A 19,113-nucleotide genomic window follows, 5' to 3' on the forward strand; every position below is an offset into this window, starting at 1 on the left:
CTCGATGGCTATAGGGCTTGTTGTACCCTAGCGTAATAGCCAAATGAATCAACTATAGTCGCATTTATCCCAGCGTATTGATTCACTGTGGCATAATGACGACAAAATAGCTGCAAAGATAAGCAGGCGAAATGGCCTAGCCGAAATAAAACTAATTCCATTATCATAAAGGAAATCGTTGCATCCGGCACTATAAGACCGCCGTCGTCGATAAAAATTCATTGATAGAGAACACATAATGCATATTTTTGGCAAAATTCTGGGTGCCTTTTTTGGCTTGTTACTTGGCGGGCCGCTAGGTTTACTCTTTGGCTTATTTATTGGCCATCAATTCGATAAAGCACGTCGCTTGAGTCAAGCCGGGTTCTCTACTGGCGGCTTTGGAAAAGGGCCAAGTCAAGCTCAGCGCCAAGAAGAGTTTTTTAAAGCGGCGTTTGCGGTAATGGGACATGTGGCAAAAGCGAAAGGCCAAGTCACCAAAGAGGAAATCCAACTGGCTTCTGCCATGATGGACCGCATGAATTTGCATGGCGAACAGCGTCGCGCAGCGCAAGACGCGTTTCGTGAAGGTAAAGACAGCGACTTTCCGTTAGAAGATGTTCTTGTTCGTGTGAAAATTTCGACAGCTGGTCGCTTTGACTTGTTGCAATTTTTCTTAGAGCTGCAAATCTCGGCGGCCTTTGCAGATGGCTCGATTCATCCTAGTGAACGAAATGTGTTACACAAAATAGCACGTGGTTTGGGTTTCTCTTCTGAGCAGCTAGAGCGTCGCTTGCAAATGCAAGAAGCCGCATTCCGTTTCCAAAGCCAGGGTGGTTTTCATGGTCAGCATCAAGGCCAATCTTCTGGTGGTAGCTGGCAACAAGCTTCACAAGCGGATCAGTTGGCCGACGCGTACAAAATTCTGGATGTGTCTTCAGATGCCGACAGTAAAACCGTTAAGCGTGCTTATCGTAAACTGATGAACGAGCATCACCCGGACAAATTGATGGCTAAAGGTTTACCACCAGAGATGATGAACGTCGCGAAAGAGAAATCTCAAGAGATTCAAAACGCTTACGATCTGATTAAGAAAGTCAAAGGCTTCAAGTAGTCGGACGTTTTCTATCAGGTATTGGATTTAAAAAAGGGCACAGAGTGCCCTTTTTTTCATGTCTTAGTCTTTGAGTTGCCGGTGTCTTTAGCTTTTGGCCTATCATGATCCTAACGCTAATTGACCTCAAATCTCCGCAGTTTAGTTGGCTTGATTCAAGTCCCAATCGTATTCGTATTTCACTTTACCAGAGAAATTTTTGTATTGCGGTGCGTACTTTGCGATGTGGTTGAAGACTTGTTTTTCTCCACCAAAGTCCGTTGCAAACCAATCATAAATAGAAGACAACTGTGCCGTGTTACCTTGGATAGATACGCCTTTGCTGCTGTTAATAAATGTTTTAGCGGCACTATCCAGTAGAACTTGCGTGTTGTCAGCAGTGAATGCTTGAGACTGCAGATTAGGGCATCCCAAGCTGGCACAGTTAACCGCGTAATGTGTTCTCGGGTCATTCCAAATTGGACGTAAAATGCGATGTTCAATATCGTTTAAAGTCAGATCCTTCCCGTTGACCACGACCACATCATCCCCCCAAGGGCCAAAGCTAAATAGCCCACCCAGTTTGGTAATCGATTCGACAGGATAGTTATCTAGGATTAAGTCTACAGTGATGGCATTGTAAAGGTTTACCCAGTAGGCGTATTGCTCCGCTTGGTTGTATTGTCGAGGATCGAGTTTTGCCAAACGTTGGATGTATTGTTTCAGCTTAGTTTTATCGGCTGAGGTGACTTGGCTGTAACGAAATAAGGTATTCTCGCCTTGTTCAACTAAATAAGCATCGAGCAATTGCTGCCAATCTTGATGAGAGATTTGACTTTGATTGGCTTGATTCGATTGTTTCCAATACGGCCATAAGTCGGATTTAGGTGCGGCAAATGTCGAGAAAGAAACGAGCGCACATAAGAGTAATAACAGACGTTTCATAGAGATACCTTTGGGTCAAAACCTTATTGATATTGTAGACCTGCATAAGGCGAAGTTTCTTTCTTGAGGCAATGAAAATAAAAGAAAAAAGGTTGGCATAAGCCAACCTTTTGTTTGTTTAAATTACGATTTTAATTAGCTTAAGAAGCTTGGGATATTCGCTTCGTACTCGGCAATCTTATCTTCGTGTTGAAGGGTTAGGCCAATATTGTCCAAACCGTTTAGTAAGCAGTGACGACGGAACGAATCGATTTCAAAACCATATTCTTTGCCGTTGGCGCGAACCACATTCGCTTCTAGGTCTACTTCCACTTCTGCGCCTTCGTTAGCCTCAACAAACTGGAAGATTTCATCCACTTCTTGCTCCGTCAAACGAACTGGCACCATTTGGTTGTTGATCGAGTTACCGTAAAAAATATCGGCAAAGCTTGGTGCGATCATCGCTTTGATGCCGTAATCCGCTAGTGCCCACGGTGCGTGCTCACGAGAAGAACCACAACCGAAGTTTTCACGCGCTAGCAAGATAGATGCGCCTTGGTAACGCGGAGCGTTCATCACGAACTCTGGGTTTGGTTGTTCGCCAGCATCATCTAGGAAGCGCCAGTCATGGAATAGGTGCTTACCAAACCCTAAGCGAGAGACCTTTTGTAGGAACTGCTTTGGAATGATGGCATCAGTATCTACGTTCGCTGCATCTAGAGGAACAACTAAGCCTGTATGTTGTTTAAAGCCTGACATTTGTTTGCTCCTTAGTCTAGTTCACGAATATCTACAAAGTGACCAGCAATTGCTGCTGCCGCTGCCATCGCAGGGCTCACTAGGTGGGTACGGCCATCACGACCTTGGCGGCCTTCAAAGTTACGGTTTGAAGTAGACGCACAACGTTCATGTGGACCCAAACGGTCGTTGTTCATTGCTAGACACATTGAACAACCTGGTAGGCGCCACTCAAAGCCCGCTTCTTTAAAGATGACATCTAGGCCTTCTGCTTCTGCTTGCGCTTTTACTTGCTCAGAGCCAGGAACAATTAGTGCTTGAACGTGAGACGCGACTTTGCGACCTTTCGCTACTTCAGCGGCTGCGCGCATGTCTTCGATACGTGAGTTAGTACAAGAACCAACGAAGACTTTATCGACGTTGTAATCAGACAGTGACTTGCCTGCTTCTAGGCCCATGTAAGCCAACGCTTTTTCAGCAGAAGCTTTTTCTACTGGATCGGCAAAGCTTTCTGGTGCTGGAATCGGTTGGTCTACTGCGATAACTTGGCCTGGGTTAGTACCCCAAGTGACTTGTGGTTTAATGTCTGCTGCGTTTAGCGTCACAACCGCATCAAACTGAGCGTCATCGTCAGTTTTTAATGTCTTCCAGTATTCTACTGCTGCATCAAAATCGGCACCTTGAGGTGAGAATTTACGGCCTTTGATGTATTCGTACGTGGTTTCATCTGGCGCAATCAAACCGGCTTTAGCACCTAGCTCAATTGCCATGTTACATACGGTCATACGGCCTTCCATTGAAAGGTCGGTGATCGCCTCACCACAGAATTCAACCACGTAGCCTGTACCGCCCGCTGCTGTAGTTTCACCGATGATCGCTAGCACGATATCTTTCGCTGTGATCCCCGGAGCTACTTTGCCTTTCACTTCGATCTTCATCGTTTTAGCGCGTGCTTGTTTTAGCGTTTGAGTGGCTAATACGTGCTCAACTTCAGATGTACCAATACCAAAAGCGAGAGAACCGAACGCACCGTGTGTAGCCGTGTGCGAGTCACCACAAACAATGGTCATGCCCGGTAGTGTAATACCAAGCTCTGGGCCCATAACGTGCACAATTCCTTGGTATTTGTGGTTAATGTCGTAAAGCGTAACACCAAACTCTTCACAGTTTTTCGATAGCGTCTCCATCTGGATACGAGCCATCTCACCGGATGCGTTGATGTCTTTGGTGGTTGTCGAAACGTTGTGGTCCATGGTGGCAAAAGTTTTGCTGACCTGACGCACTTTACGACCTTTTTCACGCAAGCCGTCAAATGCTTGCGGAGACGTCACTTCGTGTACCAAGTGACGGTCGATGTACAAGATTGGGTTTTCCCCTTCTGCTGCGACGGCAACGTGTGCGTCGTAGACTTTTTCGTATAGTGTTTTGCCCATTGTTTGCTATCTCGTGTATAGCTCCCGACAACGGCTCATCAGGAGCAAATAATTATTATCAAGTCGTGCTGTATTAAGAGTTTAAGATGTACTCAGCGATCTTATCGCCCATCTCAGACGTCGAAAGTGCTGGGTTGTCACCAGCAAGGTCACCCGTAAGCTCACCCGCTGATAGTGCTTTTGAAACTGCCGTTTCGATGTCTTGTGCCGCAGTTTCTTCACCTAGGCTGTAACGCAGCATCAGTGCAGCTGATAGGATTTGTGCCACTGGGTTAGCGATGTTCTTACCTGCGATATCCGGAGCACTGCCGCCTGCTGGCTCGTACAGACCGAATTTGCTTTCGTTTAGGCTCGCTGAAGGCAACATACCCATAGAGCCAGTGATCATCGCGCACTCATCAGAAATGATGTCGCCGAAGATGTTTGAACATAGCATTACGTCGAACTGTGCTGGGTCTTTGATAAGCTGCATAGTTGCGTTATCAATGTACATGTGTGACAGCTCGACATCTGGGTAGTCTTTTGCGATTTCTTCGACCACTTCACGCCATAGGATAGAGCTTTGTAGAACGTTCGCTTTGTCGATAGAGCACACTTTCTTACGACGTAGGCGAGCAGACTCAAAAGCGATTTTTGCAATACGTTCGATTTCGTAACGGTGGTACACCTCAGTGTCGAACGCTTTCTCTGTTGGACCTTCACCTTCACGACCTTTTGGTTGGCCGAAGTAGATGCCGCCCGTCAGTTCGCGAACAACAACGATATCAAAACCACGACCTGAGATGTCTGCGCGTAGTGGTGAGAAAGCTTCAAGACCTGAGTGAATTTGTGCTGGGCGTAGGTTACAGAATAATTGGAAGTGCTTGCGTAGCGGCAGTAGGGCACCGCGCTCAGGTTGGTCGTTTGGTGGTAAGTGTTCCCACTTAGGGCCACCAACTGAACCGAATAGGACTGCATCAGACTCTTCACACGCTTTTACTGTGCTTTCTGGAAGTGGACAGCCGTGATTATCAATCGCGATACCACCTACATCGTGCTCGTCACGCTCAAACGCAATGCCGTGTTTCTTCTCGATTGCATCTAGCACCTTGTGTGCTTGCGCCATTACTTCTGGGCCGATGCCGTCGCCTGGTAAAACGGCGATTTTGTATGATTTGTCTGTCATGGTAATCCTTTAATTTTTCTAAATTTTTTAGCTTGTCTAAACGAATTGGGTTGGAGCCTGAGTAGTGAGGCTCAAGCTCCGATGAATTAATGATTAAACCGTCGCAATTCTCTTTTGCTTCATCTCTTCAATCTTATCGGCACGATGAATGCTGTTGATAACGTGTAATAGCGCTTGGCCAGATGCTTCTACGATATCGGTAGAAACGCCGGTACCGTGGTACTTACGGCCTTTGTAGTTAGCGATGATGTCTGCTTGACCAAGACCGTCTTCACCTTCGCCTTTTGCGGTTAGGTCAAACTTGTCTAGAACGATTTCGTAACCTGTCACGCGGTAGATACATTGGTATAGCGCATCAACAGGGCCATTACCGACCGCTGCTTCACACATTTCTTCATCACCGCATTGCATTTTGATGCTGGTGGTAGCCATTACGCTGCCAGACTGCACGCTTAGGTAGCTCAATTTGTAGAAGTCATCTTCTTCACGCAAGTTCGAGAAGTGCATTAGGGCTTCTAGGTCGTAATCGAACACTTGGCCTTTGCGATCAGCAAGTTTCAAGAAATCCGCATACAGCGCGTCTAGGTTGTACTCGTCTTCGTTGTAACCCATGGTATCCATATGGCTCTTCACGGCAGCGCGACCGCTGCGGCTGGTTAGGTTCAGAGCTTGGTTTTTTAGGCCAATAGACTCAGGGGTCATGATTTCGTAGGTATTCTTATTCTTCAACATGCCATCTTGGTGGATGCCTGAAGAGTGGCTAAACGCATTTGCACCCACAATTGCTTTGTTGCTTTGAATAGGCATATTGCATAGCTGGCTAACCAACTTACTGGTGCGGTGAATTTCATCATGCTTAATGCCAGTGTGAACGCCCAAAAACTCTTGACGAGTCTTGATGATCATTGCGATCTCTTCAAGTGAACAGTTACCCGCTCGCTCTCCAATGCCATTGATCGTGCCTTCTATCTGACGTGCGCCAGCTTGAACGGCGGCAATAGAGTTGGCAACTGACATCCCCAAATCGTCGTGACAGTGAACGGAGATGATCGCTTTATCAATGTTCGGAACGCGGTTAAATAGGGTTTCAATAATCCCACCAAACTCACTTGGTACGGTGTAGCCAACGGTATCTGGAATGTTGATTGTACTCGCACCTGCATTGATGGCGGCTTCTACCATGCGACATAGGTTGTCGATTGGAGTACGACCAGCATCTTCACAAGAAAACTCGACATCATCAGTGTAGTTACGTGCATGTTTAACGGCGTTGACTGCCATTTCTAGTACATCGTCGTAGCTGCGGCGTAGTTTGTCTTCTACGTGAATGGTGGAAGTGGCTAAAAACGTGTGGATACGGAATTGGTCAGCCACTTTTAAGGCTTCAGCGGCAGCATCAATGTCTTTCGCAACGGCACGCGAAAGGGCACAAACTCGACTGTTTTTTATGTTTTTTGCGATGGTTTGTACAGACTCGAAATCACCTGGTGAAGAGATTGGGAAGCCAGCTTCGATAACATCAACGCCGAGTCTTTCCAGCGCATAGGCAATCTGCAGTTTTTCTTTAACCGTCAAGCTTGCTGACAACGCTTGCTCGCCATCACGCAATGTGGTGTCGAATATAATGACCTGATCGTTCATGTTTGCTTCCTTCCTGATTTCTGCACTTTCGCGCAAGTGAATCGTTTACTTCCAGTATTTAGATATAAAAAAACCCGCATTCTCATGCGGGTTCTTAGAAATTGGTGTGGTTATTTTTCTTCCACAGCCTACCCGCGCGAACTGGTCACGATCAGGAGGAGGCTAAGCAGGATAGAAAAATGAGCTGACATAGTTGTTAAGCTTTCCACATAATTAAGTTAACAAATTAGTACCGCACTCCATGAAGCGCGTCAACCCTAAAGTCGATTTTTTATTCATATCGGATGAGTCTTTTCGTTTGCTTGAAAAAAATGATGCACTAAGTGAAACGACATGATGCGATAGAAACGTGCTAGAAGAAGTAAGTTCTCATCAAGTTTGCGACGTTTCATTACCAAAACAAGCATCGGGATTGCGACTTGTCACACAAAGGTCCGAATTGTTTGGCAAAAGTTTTGAATGACCATTTATAGTAGTGCAGTTGCACTAGGTAAAAGAAATATAAGGGTTAGGGAAAGAATGAGGTTAACAAAACAATTTGGACGTTCAGCCATAGTATTTACTCTGGTCAGCTTGTCGGGTTGTCAGCTGTTTCAATCGCAGACCTATGTGGAAGTGGCTTCCCCCGTTGTTATGAATGATCACTCACAGAGCGTCATGGTCATCAATGATCAAATGGATCGATTTTTGAGTAATGAAGGACGCGAATCGTTCTTGAATCAGATGCTTGTTGCCCTTGAGTCTGACAGCCGAAATAAGTTTAAAGGTAAAGATCCGGAAACGTATTCTTGGTGGAAGATCCGTGTCCAGCCTAGTGAGAAACAGCAAGCGGAAGTTTTCCGACCAACCACTGAAGGTGTCGATACCTCAAACCCAGTAGAGTTTATGGATGTCTCTTACCGCTCTAAGACCACATTAAACCTACGCTCCAAACCGAGTCTTGAAGGGGAAAAGCTTGGCGTATTATCGAAAGGGGAAGTCTTTAATGTGCTAGCAAAAGTGGTTGATCAACCTTGGTTTCTCGTTGAACAGAAAGGAGTGATAAAAGGTTATGTCCATAAGGATTATGCGCGCAGCAATGTGATAAATCGTGACATTTTATCTACACAGCCTAACCCTTTACTAGAGCCTAACTCGAGTAAAACGGAGCAAACGAGTATAGAGCATGAACTGTCGGGAAACTATACTTGCCGCTCACTGAGCTATGAGCTTACAAAAGATGGCGACATGACGACGGGCTCTTTGCGCGCCTGCCGCAAGAAGAGAAAAGTCTGGTATATAGACACCCCTCAACCGCAACTATCAAACCCTTCTTAATGTTCTATTTTTATGGTTATGCCCAATAGATAAATTGTTGGGCACACTTTAATTTGGCCTTTGTCATTAATTGTCCAAACTCCCGTCATGCTGTTGTCACCTAAACCTCCTACTTTTCACACAAAGGCGTTGTCAAAGTAAGGAAAGGTCACATGCGAACCATAGAGACAATTACACAGCCAATTGCAACCATTGCTAAGTTTGATTTAGCGCTCTCTAGTGTTTGTCTTAAGCACCGTTTTAATCAACAAGTCGCCAATATCAGCAAAGGAGTCTCCCACAGTGGTGACGGGCATCTTTACTTGGTGTTGGGTTTATTAGCTTGGTATTTAGATAAGGAGCAAGGAGTCTGGTTTTTACTGGCGGGTTTACTTGCTTTTGCTATCGAGCTACCAATTTATTGGACGCTGAAAAATAGTTTTAAGCGTCGTCGCCCTGAAGAGTTTAGTGCACTCCTTCCTGCTTTTATTACTCCCTCTGATCGCTATAGTCTTCCTTCAGGACACACTGCCGCTGCGTTTGTCATGGCGACGCTGATTGATCATTTCTATCCGAGCCTAGGCGTTGCTGCATTCTTTTGGGCAAGTTTAATCGGAACCGCGCGAATCTTATTGGGTGTGCACTTTTTTACTGATGTCATCATTGGTGCACTGCTTGGCAGTCTTTGTGGTGGATTAGCGATTGCGATGTTGGGAGGCTAATTGATGAAAATCTTGTACGGTGTTCAAGGGACAGGAAACGGACATATTGCACGCGCAAGGGCGATGAGTCATGCGTTTAAAGAGCACGATGTTGAGGTCGACTTTTTGTTTTCTGGGCGAGCGCCGGAAAAATACTTTTCAATGGAAGCATTTGGCGATTACCAGACTCGCCGAGGCTTCACCTTTATTACCGAAAAAGGCTCTGTAAACTACGCGAAAACAGCATTGAATAACAATTTGGTGCAGTTTTTCAAAGAAGTTAAGCAACTCGATCTGTCGTCCTACGATCTTATCATTAATGATTTCGAACCTGTGACTGCGTGGGCAGCGAGACAACAAAATAAGCCTTCTATTGGTATCAGCCACCAAAATGCTTTCCGTTATCCGGTGCCACTAAAGGGAGCAAGTTGGTTAGATAAATCCGTCATTGAATACTTTGCGCCTTCTCAACATCACCTTGGTTTGCATTGGCATCATTTTGATCAACCTTTGTTACCACCGATAGTGCATACCGTCGATAGCCAAGCAGAAAACGACGACTTCGTGTTGGTGTATCTACCGTTCGAATCGATTGAAGATATCTCAGACTTATTGTTCCACTTTAATCAACAAGCGTTTATCTGTTATCACCCGGATGTGATCGAATGTGAGCTGGTAGAAAACATAGAACTGCGCCCTTTATGCCACAGCAACTTCCAGCATCATTTGCATCGCTGTAGTGGTGTCATTGCTAATGGTGGGTTTGAGCTTCCTTCAGAAGCCTTGTCTTTGGGGAAAAAATTGTTACTAAAGCCACTCGCGGGTCAATTCGAGCAGCAGAGCAATGTTGCGACCTTAGAAGATTTAGGGCTTGCGATGTCGATGGAGAGCTTAGACATTTCCGCAGTACGCCAGTGGCTAAAGGAGCAACAAGCCGAAAGTGTGAAATACCCAGATGTTGCTCAGGCTATTGTTCATTGGGTACTGCAAGGTGCATGGGATTCAAAAGCAGAGTTATCCAGACAACTGTGGGAGCAGGTTGATTTTCCAAGTTACGTGTCGAACATTTAAGTACGTTGTTCTAAGTACATTGTTCCTTCCATTTTTGACACGATTTTGTTGCAGCCTTTCTGTTTGGAAGGCTGCATTTTTATTCTTCCTCTCTCATTTCTATTCAGTGTGTATTTGCTGATAATTTGACTGATAAGTGCAAAATTCAATCAGAGATATAGCTGTCATCTGTTGTTCTTATTTCAACTAATAACTGAGCTAAATGCATGCTTGTGTTGACCGCCTGTCCTATCAATTTGCTAAATACGTCCTCAAAGAATGCATTTTTACGTGTTTTATAGTTTTTTATGTTTTTATCAAGCTTTTGTTATTTAACGAATAAATACCTAATTGGCTAAAATTTACTGATTAAATATCAATCTAGTTGCGAAACCGCAATCGATTAGTTGATAGTACAGTTCGAGCCGGAAGTATCCGGACGATAAATATAATAAAAAGTTAGGTTATCTATTCGTAAAATGATTCGAATCCAGCCGCCGTCTTTTGTGCGAGATGGGATTCTATTCGTTATGAATTTAATGAACAAAGTTGACGATTACAAAAGAGGCGCACTCAATGTTAGAGAAGAAAGACGCGATGAGCGCAATTGCTAGCTACCGTATGGAAAGCACTTTGCGTGGTGTAGATTTAAACCTACTGACTGTATTTGATGCTGTAATGCAAGAGCAAAATATTACTCGTGCAGCACATAACCTAGGCATGTCTCAACCGGCAGTAAGTAACGCCGTGGCACGCTTAAAAGTGATGTTTAACGACGAGCTATTCATGCGCCAAGGCCGTGGTATTCAGCCTACGCAACGAGCTCGTCAACTGTTTGGCCCTATTCGCCAAGCACTGCAGCTGATTCGCAATGAACTTCCTAGCTCTGTATTCCAACCAGAATCCTCGACTCGCTTATTCAAGCTTGCGATTTGCAGCCCTTGTGACATGCGTTTTGCTCCGAAGATCATGGCAAAAGTGAATCAACAAGCACCAAACGTTCAGCTTCACCTAGATGCAGAATTTGACCGTTTGTTGTCTGAGCGTATGCGCTACCAAGAAATTGATTTCGTGATCGACTACGCTCGTTTTGATGAGCAAGGTTTCTCAAGTACTGAAATCTTCAAAGATGAATTAGTGGTTATCGCATCAAAAACCCACCCACGCATTCAAGGTGGTGTGACGGCTGAGCAACTGCTTAACGAAAAGCATGCGAAGTTATCGAAAGTGCATGGCCAACGTAGTTTCTCAGAGCAAGCGTACCGTGAACTGGATTGCCAAGCGGCGTATGAAGGTTCTAGTTTAAGCAACCTACTATACGTGGTGGGTCAATCTGAGCTTGTGACTATTGCACCACGTTGGATGGCGGAAAATGCGGTAAACAGCGATCAACTGCAAATTCTTGATTTCCCATTTGCAAACAAAGAAATCAGCGGCTTCTTAAGCTGGCATGAATCAAGTGAAAAAGATAAAGGCCACATTTGGCTACGCGATCAACTGATGATCACTTGTGGTGAAGTCGTTGCCGCAAAATAAGATGACGTTTGGTCTTCTCGATTAGACCATATTGGTAATCATCAATTTTTACAATTCATTGGTCCCCGAGCGATTTTTGTCTCTCGGGGCTTTTTGTTTTCGTAATCAACAATCGAAACAGTAAGTTAAATAGAGTAATCATTCAGCAATTTGAGGTACGTTCGCGACGTATAAGTGATAGTTGTCTCTTATTAGTGATAAGTTTGATACTGGTCAGTTGCGTTTTAGCAAGCCGTGAGTACACTTGTTCGCTCAATTAGCTTACGCCTGTAAGCCAAAAGGTAAGTAAAAGAATGGCCAAGTTAGATTTTCATATCGTTAAACGTATTCGTGAACAAATTGCGAACGGTGGTACACGCGTTGCACTCAAGCATAAAGTGGGTGAGGAGTGGCAAGGTATTACGTGGACGCAATTTGGTCAGCAAGTTGATGCTTTATCACTTGCACTTTTGGCTCAGGGATTAGGAGTCCAAGATAAGATCGGCATTTTCTCGAACAACATGCCGCAATGGACGATCGCTGATATCGCAGCACTGCAATTACGCAGCGTGACAGTACCTATTTACCCAACCAATACTGCCGCCCAGTCGGCGTACATCATTAACAATGCAGACGTAAAAGTTCTGTTTGTTGGTGAACAGCCTCAATTTGATGCAGCAGTGAGCATTTTCGACCAGTGCGAACAGTTAGAGCTCATTGTTGCGATGTCTGATGATATAGAACTTGGCGATCATGATTTCGTTATCTCTTGGCAAGCATTTGTTGCCAAAGGCGACGCTATATATCAAGTTGAATTGGACGCGCGTTTAGGTCAGGCAAAAGAAGATGATCTACTCACGCTGATCTACACCTCGGGTACAACAGGCCAGCCAAAAGGCGTTATGTTGGACTACGCAAACATTGCGGCGCAATTGGAAGGGCACGATCAGCGCTTGAGCCTTTCTCAAAGTGACGTGTCATTATGTTTCCTTCCGTTGTCACACGTATTTGAGCGCGCTTGGACCTTTTATGTATTGTACAAAGGGGCGACCAACTGCTATTTGCAAGACACCATGCAAGTACGTGATGCACTGAGCCAGGTGCGACCTACCGTGATGTGTGCCGTACCGCGTTTCTATGAGAAGATCTTCTCTGCGATTCACGAGAAAGTGTCTCGCGCGCCGATTCACCGTAAGATCATGTTTACTTGGGCAGTCAACATGGGCGCAAAAATGGCCGCTTGTCATCAAGAAAAACGTCAGCCATCGCTCTTGCTGCGTAAGTCATACGCTTTGGCGGATAAGTTGGTTCTGAGCAAACTGCGTGCGCTACTTGGCGGGCAAATCAACTTTATGCCTTGTGGCGGTGCAAAGTTGGATGAAACCATCGGTCGATTCTTCCATGCGATTGGTATCAACGTTAAGTTGGGCTACGGCATGACTGAAACCACTGCGACAGTATCGTGTTGGGATGATAAATGTTTTAACCCCGACTCTATTGGTATGTCGATGCCTGGCGCACAGGTTAAGATCGGCGAAAACAACGAGATTCTGGTTCGTGGTCCAATGGTGATGCGTGGCTATTACAAAATGCCAGAAGAGACGGAAAAGACCTTTGATGAGCACGGTTTCCTAAAAACGGGCGACGCTGGTTACATTGATGAAAATGGCAATTTGTTCATCACCGATCGTATCAAAGAGTTGATGAAAACTTCAGGTGGTAAATACATCGCTCCACAAATGATTGAAGGTGCGATTGGTAAAGACCACTTTATCGAGCAAATCGCAGTCATTGCGGATACTCGTAAGTTTGTTTCTGCGCTTATCGTGCCTTGTTATGACTCGCTAGAAGAGTACGCGAAAGAGCTGAATATCAAATATCACGATCGCGTTGAGTTGATTAAGCACCACCAGGTGGTCGAAATGCTTGAGAAGCGTGTGAACGATCTTCAAAAAGAGTTGGCAAAGTTTGAACAAGTGAAGAAGTTTAAACTGTTACCAAGAGCTTTCTCTATGGATGATGGTGAGTTAACGCCAACTCAAAAACTTCGTCGTAAAGTCATCAATGACAAATACCAAGATGAAATTGAAGAAATGTATAAGGAAAAGTCGGATAAAAAGTAACTTAAGCTGACTTAGATTTTATATTGATGAAAAAATCCCCAGTGATGTGATCGCGCATTGCTGGGGATTTTTGTTTGTATTGATTTTTTCTGTTCTGCTCGTCAAATAACGCTATTTAGCACCCTGTAGCTAAAAGCTTATGAAATAATGTTCTTTTTTTAAGCGTTAATTTTTTAGGTTGTACTGTGAAATAGGAGATGTGTGGCTGCTATTCCTACTAACATTCTAATTACTAGTATCTTGTTTAAAAAGTAGACCAATCTCTCATTAGACCCTTTGATAATAAAACGTTACATTTGTTGGGTAACCTTGCGGGATGTTATGACGAACGCAAGACATAGCCGAAAACGTGGAAGTATTTCGATTAGGCTACGAATAAGACCTAGACTATGTAAAACCAGACCAATCCGTTGACCTTACGGTGAGGAAACTGGCTAAGGAGAGCAATTATGACAGCAATGTTGTCAGGCGCAGAGATGGTGGTTCAATCTCTGATAGAAGAGCACGTAGAGCAGATCTTTGGCTACCCAGGTGGCTCTGTTTTGGATATCTACGATGCACTGCATGCCAAAACCGATCAAATCAAACACGTACTTGTAAGGCATGAGCAAGCCGCCACTCATATGGCAGATGGTTACGCTCGAGCTACCGGTAAACCGGGTGTCGTACTTGTGTGCTCGGGGCCGGGCGCGACCAATACCATTACGGGTATTGCAACAGCATATATGGACTCTATCCCAATGATCGTTATCTCGGGTAACGTACCGAATAGCCTAATTGGTAATGATGCTTTCCAAGAGTGTGACATCGTCGGTGTCTCCCGCCCAGTGGTCAAACACAGCTTTTTAGTAAAAAAAGCGGAAGATATTCCTGAAACAATCAAAAAAGCGTTTTATATTGCGACTACGGGTCGACCTGGTCCAGTTGTGATTGATTTGCCAAAAGATGTGATGAACCCGCAAATCAAACTGCCTTATCAATATCCAGAAACGCTTTCAATGCGTTCTTACAAGCCGACAACTTCGGGCCATAAAGGCCAGATTAAAAAAGCGCTTAAATCGTTATTAGAAGCGAAAAAACCAGTGCTTTATATCGGTGGTGGTGCAGTGATTTCTGGCGCCCATGAACATATTTTAGAGCTTTCCGACAAACTGAACCTACCAGTAGTGAGTACTTTGATGGGCTTGGGGGCATTCCCGGGTACACATAAAAACTCACTGGGCATGTTGGGTATGCACGGCACTTACGAAGCTAATATGGCAATGCATGAAGCGGATCTTATTTTTGGTATCGGTGTGCGTTTTGATGACCGTACAACCAACAACCTTGAAAAGTACTGCCCAAACGCAAAAGTGATGCATATTGATATCGATCCGTCATCGATCTCGAAAAACGTGAAAGTGGATTTGCCGATCGTAGGTTCTGCGGAAAAAGTGCTGACAACCATGCTCGGGCTGCTTGCAGAGCAAGGTAGTGAAAATGATCAAGATGCTATCACCGCATGGTGGGATGACATTCAAGTGTGGCGTGATCGCAACTGCTTGTCTTATGAAACGTCTCCAGAACGAATCAAGCCACAGCAAGTAATTGAAACGCTGCACAAGCTAACTAATGGCGACGCGTATGTGGCGTCTGATGTGGGCCAGCATCAGATGTTTGCGGCACTGTACTACCCATTCAATAAGCCGCGCCGTTGGATAAACTCTGGTGGTCTTGGCACCATGGGATTTGGTCTTCCGGCTGGCATGGGCGTGAAGTTTGCCATGCCACAAGAAGAGGTCGTGGTTGTGACTGGTGACGGCAGTATTCAGATGAATATTCAAGAATTGTCGACAGCCATGCAATACGACATTCCAGTGAAGATCATCAATCTGAACAACCGATTCTTAGGCATGGTAAAACAGTGGCAAGACATTATTTATCAAGGCCGTCACTCTAATTCTTACATGAGTTCTGTTCCTGATTTTGCAGCGATTGCAGAAGCTTATGGTCACGTCGGTATTCGTATCGAAACGCCTGATCAGCTCGAAGAAGGGCTACAAAAAGCGTTGGATATGAAAGATCGTCTGGTGTTTGTGGACATCAACGTAGACGAAACCGAACACGTATACCCGATGCAAATCAAAGGTGAGGGTATGGATAAAATGTGGCTAAGCAAAACGGAGAGAACTTAATATGAGACACATTATTTCATTGCTATTGGAAAACCAACCAGGTGCGTTGTCTCGTGTTGTTGGTTTGTTCTCTCAACGTGGTTACAACATTGAATCTTTGACGGTGTCACCGACTGATGATGAAACCTTGTCGCGAATGAACATTACCACGACATCTGATGAGATGCAGTTGGAACAAATTCAGAAGCAGTTACACAAATTGATCGATGTGCTGAAAGTACAAGAAGTCACCGAGTATGAGCACATTGAGCGTGAACTGATGATGGTGAAAGTGAAAGCCAGTGGTTTTGCGCGAGCAGAAGTGAAGCGGACGGCAGACATCTTCCGTGGCCAGATCGTGGATGTCACGGCTTCCCAATACACCGTACAACTTGCGGGTACGAGTGAAAAGCTAGATGCCTTCATTCAAGCGATATCCGAAGTGACCGAAGTTGTCGAAGTTGCTCGTAGTGGTGTCGTTGGCATTGCGCGAGGAGAGCGAGCCCTCAAACCTTAACTCTCTGATTGCATATAGAAAAGCCACTTAATCTAAGTGGCTTTTTTGTTTAGAAAATAACAATTAATGATATAATTGTCGTTTTAGTAAGCATGATAGGCATTAGACGTGTGAAAGTACCTAAGCGAGTCGGCACCTTATTGGCGACAGCACTATTTTTTAGTGCACTCACTGCCGCTTACTACTATCAGAAATATCTGACGTTGTTAGAAAACAATGTTGAGAACACCGCTCAAGAAGCGTTACATCAATTGGCCTATACTGGCCGTGAATACAGCAATATTCAGGATCAAATCGAAACGATCAGTGACCTACTTGGTCACAGCCAAAGTCTGTATGAATATCTGCGCCAACCTAACCGGGTGAACCGTTCCATCTTAGAAGACATGTGGATCTCGGTCGCAATCAATCAAAAGTTGTATAAGCAAATTCGCTTTCTTGATGTTTCTGGTCGAGAAAAAGTGAGGATTAATTATGAGATTGAAACAGGCGCTGCGTTGCCCGCGATCAAATTGCAAAATAAGTCAGAGCGAGATTACTTTCAATTCGCTAAGAACTTAGACGATGGCGAAATCGCTTCGTGGGGGATAGGTTTAGAACGAGAGTATGGCGAGTTAGTCTATCCCTATAGCCCGTCACTGCGTATTTTGATGCCTATTTCGCTTAACGGAAAGCGCGAAGGGTATCTTGTGCTTAATGTTGATATTGACTATTTATCCTCTCGACTCAACTATTCGTCAGTGCTTGATTTCCATATTGAGCTGATTAAGAGTGACGGATTTTACATTGATAGCCCTAAATCAGCTCGTTTGTATGGCCATATAATTCCCGCTCGCTCTCAATTTAATTTTGGCCGGATGTACCCAAACATTTGGCGTAGTTTAAATTCAAAAGATTCGGGCTATGCTTACAATGGTTCGAATTTGGTCGCGTATCGCACCATCCAGTTTGTTTCTAGCGAACCTCTTCATCTGGTTATTGATCTTACCAATGAGCAGTTATTATCCCGAGCTCAGAGGGATATTGATGACTTAATCCAAGAAGCGTTTTTTGTTCTAAGTTTGGTGCTCGGCTTCACTTTGCCGACGGCAGCCCTTGCTCTGCATTATCGGCGTCATAGTATGGAATCGAAGTTGGCTCGAGCTGCTCTTGATGGTATGACTGCGGTGATGATCTCGGATGCTTCACATAGAATCATCATGGTTAATCAAGAGTTTGAAAACATGATGGGTTACTCAACCAAGCATGCCCAAGGTTGGAGTGCACATCATTTAATTTTTCTACCTGAAGATCTCGAAGCAAACCTGAGTATCTGGAAAACACTGAAGAGTGAACACGTATGGGAAGGGGAGATTCGTTGTCGAACTAAGTTTAATCAAGTCTTTACTGCAATAATGCGTATTCAGGCGAATTTAACCAAATCAGGTAAAGTGAGTTATTACATTACGTCGCTAGTGGATATCTCTGGGCAAAAAGAGTTAGAAGAAAAATTACGAAACCTAAGCGAAAAAGATGGCTTGACGGGGTTGTGGAACCGCCGAAAATTTGAAGAGCAATTGGCGCAATATGCGGGGATTATTGAACGCTATCCTGATAGCCCTCCTGCTTGTTTGGCGTTGTTTGATATTGACCATTTTAAACGTATTAATGACGAGCTTGGCCACGACGAAGGAGACAAGGTGATTTGTAGTGTCGCAGAAACCCTCCTAGAAGAAGTCCGCAGCACAGACTTTGTATCTCGTGTCGGTGGTGAGGAATTTGCAGTGATTATGCCGCATACAACACTAGAAGAGGCTGAAATTGTATTGAACAGGCTACGTGTCGCGGTTCAAATGCGTAGTGATAGAGGCATTACTGTCAGTGCTGGGTATAGTGATTTAACCTCTGATCGTACAAGAACGTATAAATGTGCTGATATTGCTTTGTATGAGTCAAAAAGTGCAGGGCGTAACTGCGTATCGCTATGTCATAGTTATGATGATATTGCTTAGTGCTTTTACAAAAACGAAAAAACGGGGATAGACCCCCGCTTTTTAGTCTCAGCGTTATTCGCTAGCCAGTATGCGACATTGGTTGTCGATGGCGGCTTCGATACACTGTATTGACTGTCTCAAATAACGCTCTAGATAACCTAAAGCATCCTGACTCTTTTTGTCTAGCGATGCCTTCATCAGTATTTCTTGCTCATCGAGATTACAGTGCCCAGGGTTCCCTGTGCCTAAAATCTGCATCGCGAAGTATTGGTAGCGTTTAATTTGCGTGAGTAGATCGCGGAAAAAACCAAACATATTGACAGAGCCAGCACCTTCAAACAGCGCAGTAAGAAACTGATTTTGGCGCTCTTCCCATTCCCTCCAACAAAAGCTTTCGCCAGGTTTTACTCGGGATAACTTGTGATAAGCAGTTAGTACATCCAGTTCCCATTTTTCATCGCCAATCATAATTGCCTTACTGAGTAAGCATGCGGAGACCATTTGCAGGCTTTCGTACAAGTCATGTAACTCATCTTTACATACAGGTGCAACCCAGCAGCCTTTTTGCGGCTCGAGTTTGACGTATTTGCTCCAAGATAATTGCACCAATGCTTCTCGAATGGGTGACGCTCCTACGTTGTACTTCTCTTTGAGTTCGGCAACCACGAGTTTTTGACCTGGTTTAAGCTCGCCATCGAGAATATCCTGACGGATCATTCTTAATACTTTGTCGGTAAGAGTGGGACTAGACACATACACCTCATAGAAGAAACTTTAATCGTGACGATAAAATTAAACAGTACGAAATTCTG

At 44.6% G+C, this 19,113-nt stretch carries 15 protein-coding genes; 9 read left to right on the top strand and 6 right to left on the bottom strand.

Translation table 11 applies throughout. The annotated features are described in order from the left end of the window. The first annotated feature begins 238 nt into the window (after positions 1-238). On the top strand, positions 239-1,093 hold the full coding sequence (gene djlA / locus R8O10_RS01725) for a co-chaperone DjlA (protein WP_005383076.1): 855 nt from the start codon (positions 239-241) through the stop codon (positions 1,091-1,093). A 141-nt stretch (positions 1,094-1,234) separates the two neighbouring features. On the opposite strand, the gene R8O10_RS01730 is transcribed toward djlA, so the two are convergent. The 5 genes from R8O10_RS01730 to leuA all read right to left on the bottom strand — a co-directional run bounded on the left by R8O10_RS01730 (position 1,235) and on the right by leuA (position 6,973). After that, positions 1,235-2,017: a DUF547 domain-containing protein gene (locus tag R8O10_RS01730; protein ID WP_206970484.1), complete on the bottom strand. Its 783-nt coding sequence runs from the start codon at positions 2,015-2,017 to the stop codon at positions 1,235-1,237. A gap of 135 nt (positions 2,018-2,152) precedes the next feature. Further along, positions 2,153-2,755, bottom strand: a complete 603-nt coding sequence (leuD, locus tag R8O10_RS01735) for a 3-isopropylmalate dehydratase small subunit (RefSeq protein WP_005430484.1) — start codon at positions 2,753-2,755, stop codon at positions 2,153-2,155. Between the two features lie 11 nt (positions 2,756-2,766). After that, positions 2,767-4,167, bottom strand: coding sequence for a 3-isopropylmalate dehydratase large subunit (leuC, locus tag R8O10_RS01740; protein ID WP_206970483.1), 1,401 nt, complete (start codon positions 4,165-4,167; stop codon positions 2,767-2,769). Between the two features lie 73 nt (positions 4,168-4,240). Beyond that, positions 4,241-5,332 carry a 3-isopropylmalate dehydrogenase gene (gene leuB, locus R8O10_RS01745; RefSeq protein WP_005430431.1) on the bottom strand — a complete coding sequence of 364 codons (1,092 nt, stop codon included), beginning with the start codon at positions 5,330-5,332 and terminating at the stop codon, positions 4,241-4,243. Positions 5,333-5,425: 93 nt separating this feature from the next. Further along, positions 5,426-6,973 (bottom strand): 2-isopropylmalate synthase, encoded by a 1,548-nt coding sequence (leuA, locus tag R8O10_RS01750; protein WP_206970482.1) that lies wholly within the window; start codon positions 6,971-6,973, stop codon positions 5,426-5,428. 519 nt (positions 6,974-7,492) lie between these two features. Here leuA and R8O10_RS01755 point away from each other — a divergent pair. The 8 genes from R8O10_RS01755 (at position 7,493) to R8O10_RS01790 (ending at position 18,319) form a co-directional block, all read left to right on the top strand. Continuing rightward, positions 7,493-8,290, top strand: a complete 798-nt coding sequence (locus tag R8O10_RS01755) for an SH3 domain-containing protein (protein ID WP_042522418.1) — start codon at positions 7,493-7,495, stop codon at positions 8,288-8,290. 152 nt (positions 8,291-8,442) lie between these two features. Continuing rightward, positions 8,443-8,991 (top strand): phosphatase PAP2 family protein, encoded by a 549-nt coding sequence (locus R8O10_RS01760; RefSeq protein ID WP_042522417.1) that lies wholly within the window; start codon positions 8,443-8,445, stop codon positions 8,989-8,991. A gap of 3 nt (positions 8,992-8,994) precedes the next feature. Then, positions 8,995-10,041 (top strand): MJ1255/VC2487 family glycosyltransferase, encoded by a 1,047-nt coding sequence (locus R8O10_RS01765; RefSeq protein ID WP_042522415.1) that lies wholly within the window; start codon positions 8,995-8,997, stop codon positions 10,039-10,041. 555 nt (positions 10,042-10,596) lie between these two features. Next, positions 10,597-11,556, top strand: coding sequence for a LysR family transcriptional regulator CalR (gene calR, locus R8O10_RS01770; RefSeq protein ID WP_005379693.1), 960 nt, complete (start codon positions 10,597-10,599; stop codon positions 11,554-11,556). Between the two features lie 293 nt (positions 11,557-11,849). Then, a complete protein-coding gene (locus R8O10_RS01775; RefSeq protein WP_206970481.1) occupies positions 11,850-13,658 on the top strand; it encodes an AMP-dependent synthetase/ligase in 1,809 nt (602 codons plus the stop codon). A 449-nt stretch (positions 13,659-14,107) separates the two neighbouring features. Next, on the top strand, positions 14,108-15,832 hold the full coding sequence (locus R8O10_RS01780) for an acetolactate synthase 3 large subunit (protein WP_005383061.1): 1,725 nt from the start codon (positions 14,108-14,110) through the stop codon (positions 15,830-15,832). A 1-nt stretch (position 15,833) separates the two neighbouring features. Then, positions 15,834-16,328: an acetolactate synthase small subunit gene (ilvN, locus tag R8O10_RS01785; RefSeq protein WP_005379697.1), complete on the top strand. Its 495-nt coding sequence runs from the start codon at positions 15,834-15,836 to the stop codon at positions 16,326-16,328. A gap of 110 nt (positions 16,329-16,438) precedes the next feature. Beyond that, on the top strand, positions 16,439-18,319 hold the full coding sequence (locus R8O10_RS01790) for a GGDEF domain-containing protein (protein WP_206953635.1): 1,881 nt from the start codon (positions 16,439-16,441) through the stop codon (positions 18,317-18,319). A gap of 54 nt (positions 18,320-18,373) precedes the next feature. Here the strand turns inward: R8O10_RS01790 and R8O10_RS01795 are convergent, their stop codons facing one another. Next, positions 18,374-19,060, bottom strand: a complete 687-nt coding sequence (locus R8O10_RS01795; RefSeq protein ID WP_080659233.1) for a GntR family transcriptional regulator — start codon at positions 19,058-19,060, stop codon at positions 18,374-18,376. Positions 19,061-19,113: the final 53 nt, after the last annotated feature.

It is taken from the genome of Vibrio sp. 1727 (assembly GCF_033344415.1).
GTDB lineage: Bacteria > Pseudomonadota > Gammaproteobacteria > Enterobacterales > Vibrionaceae > Vibrio > Vibrio alginolyticus.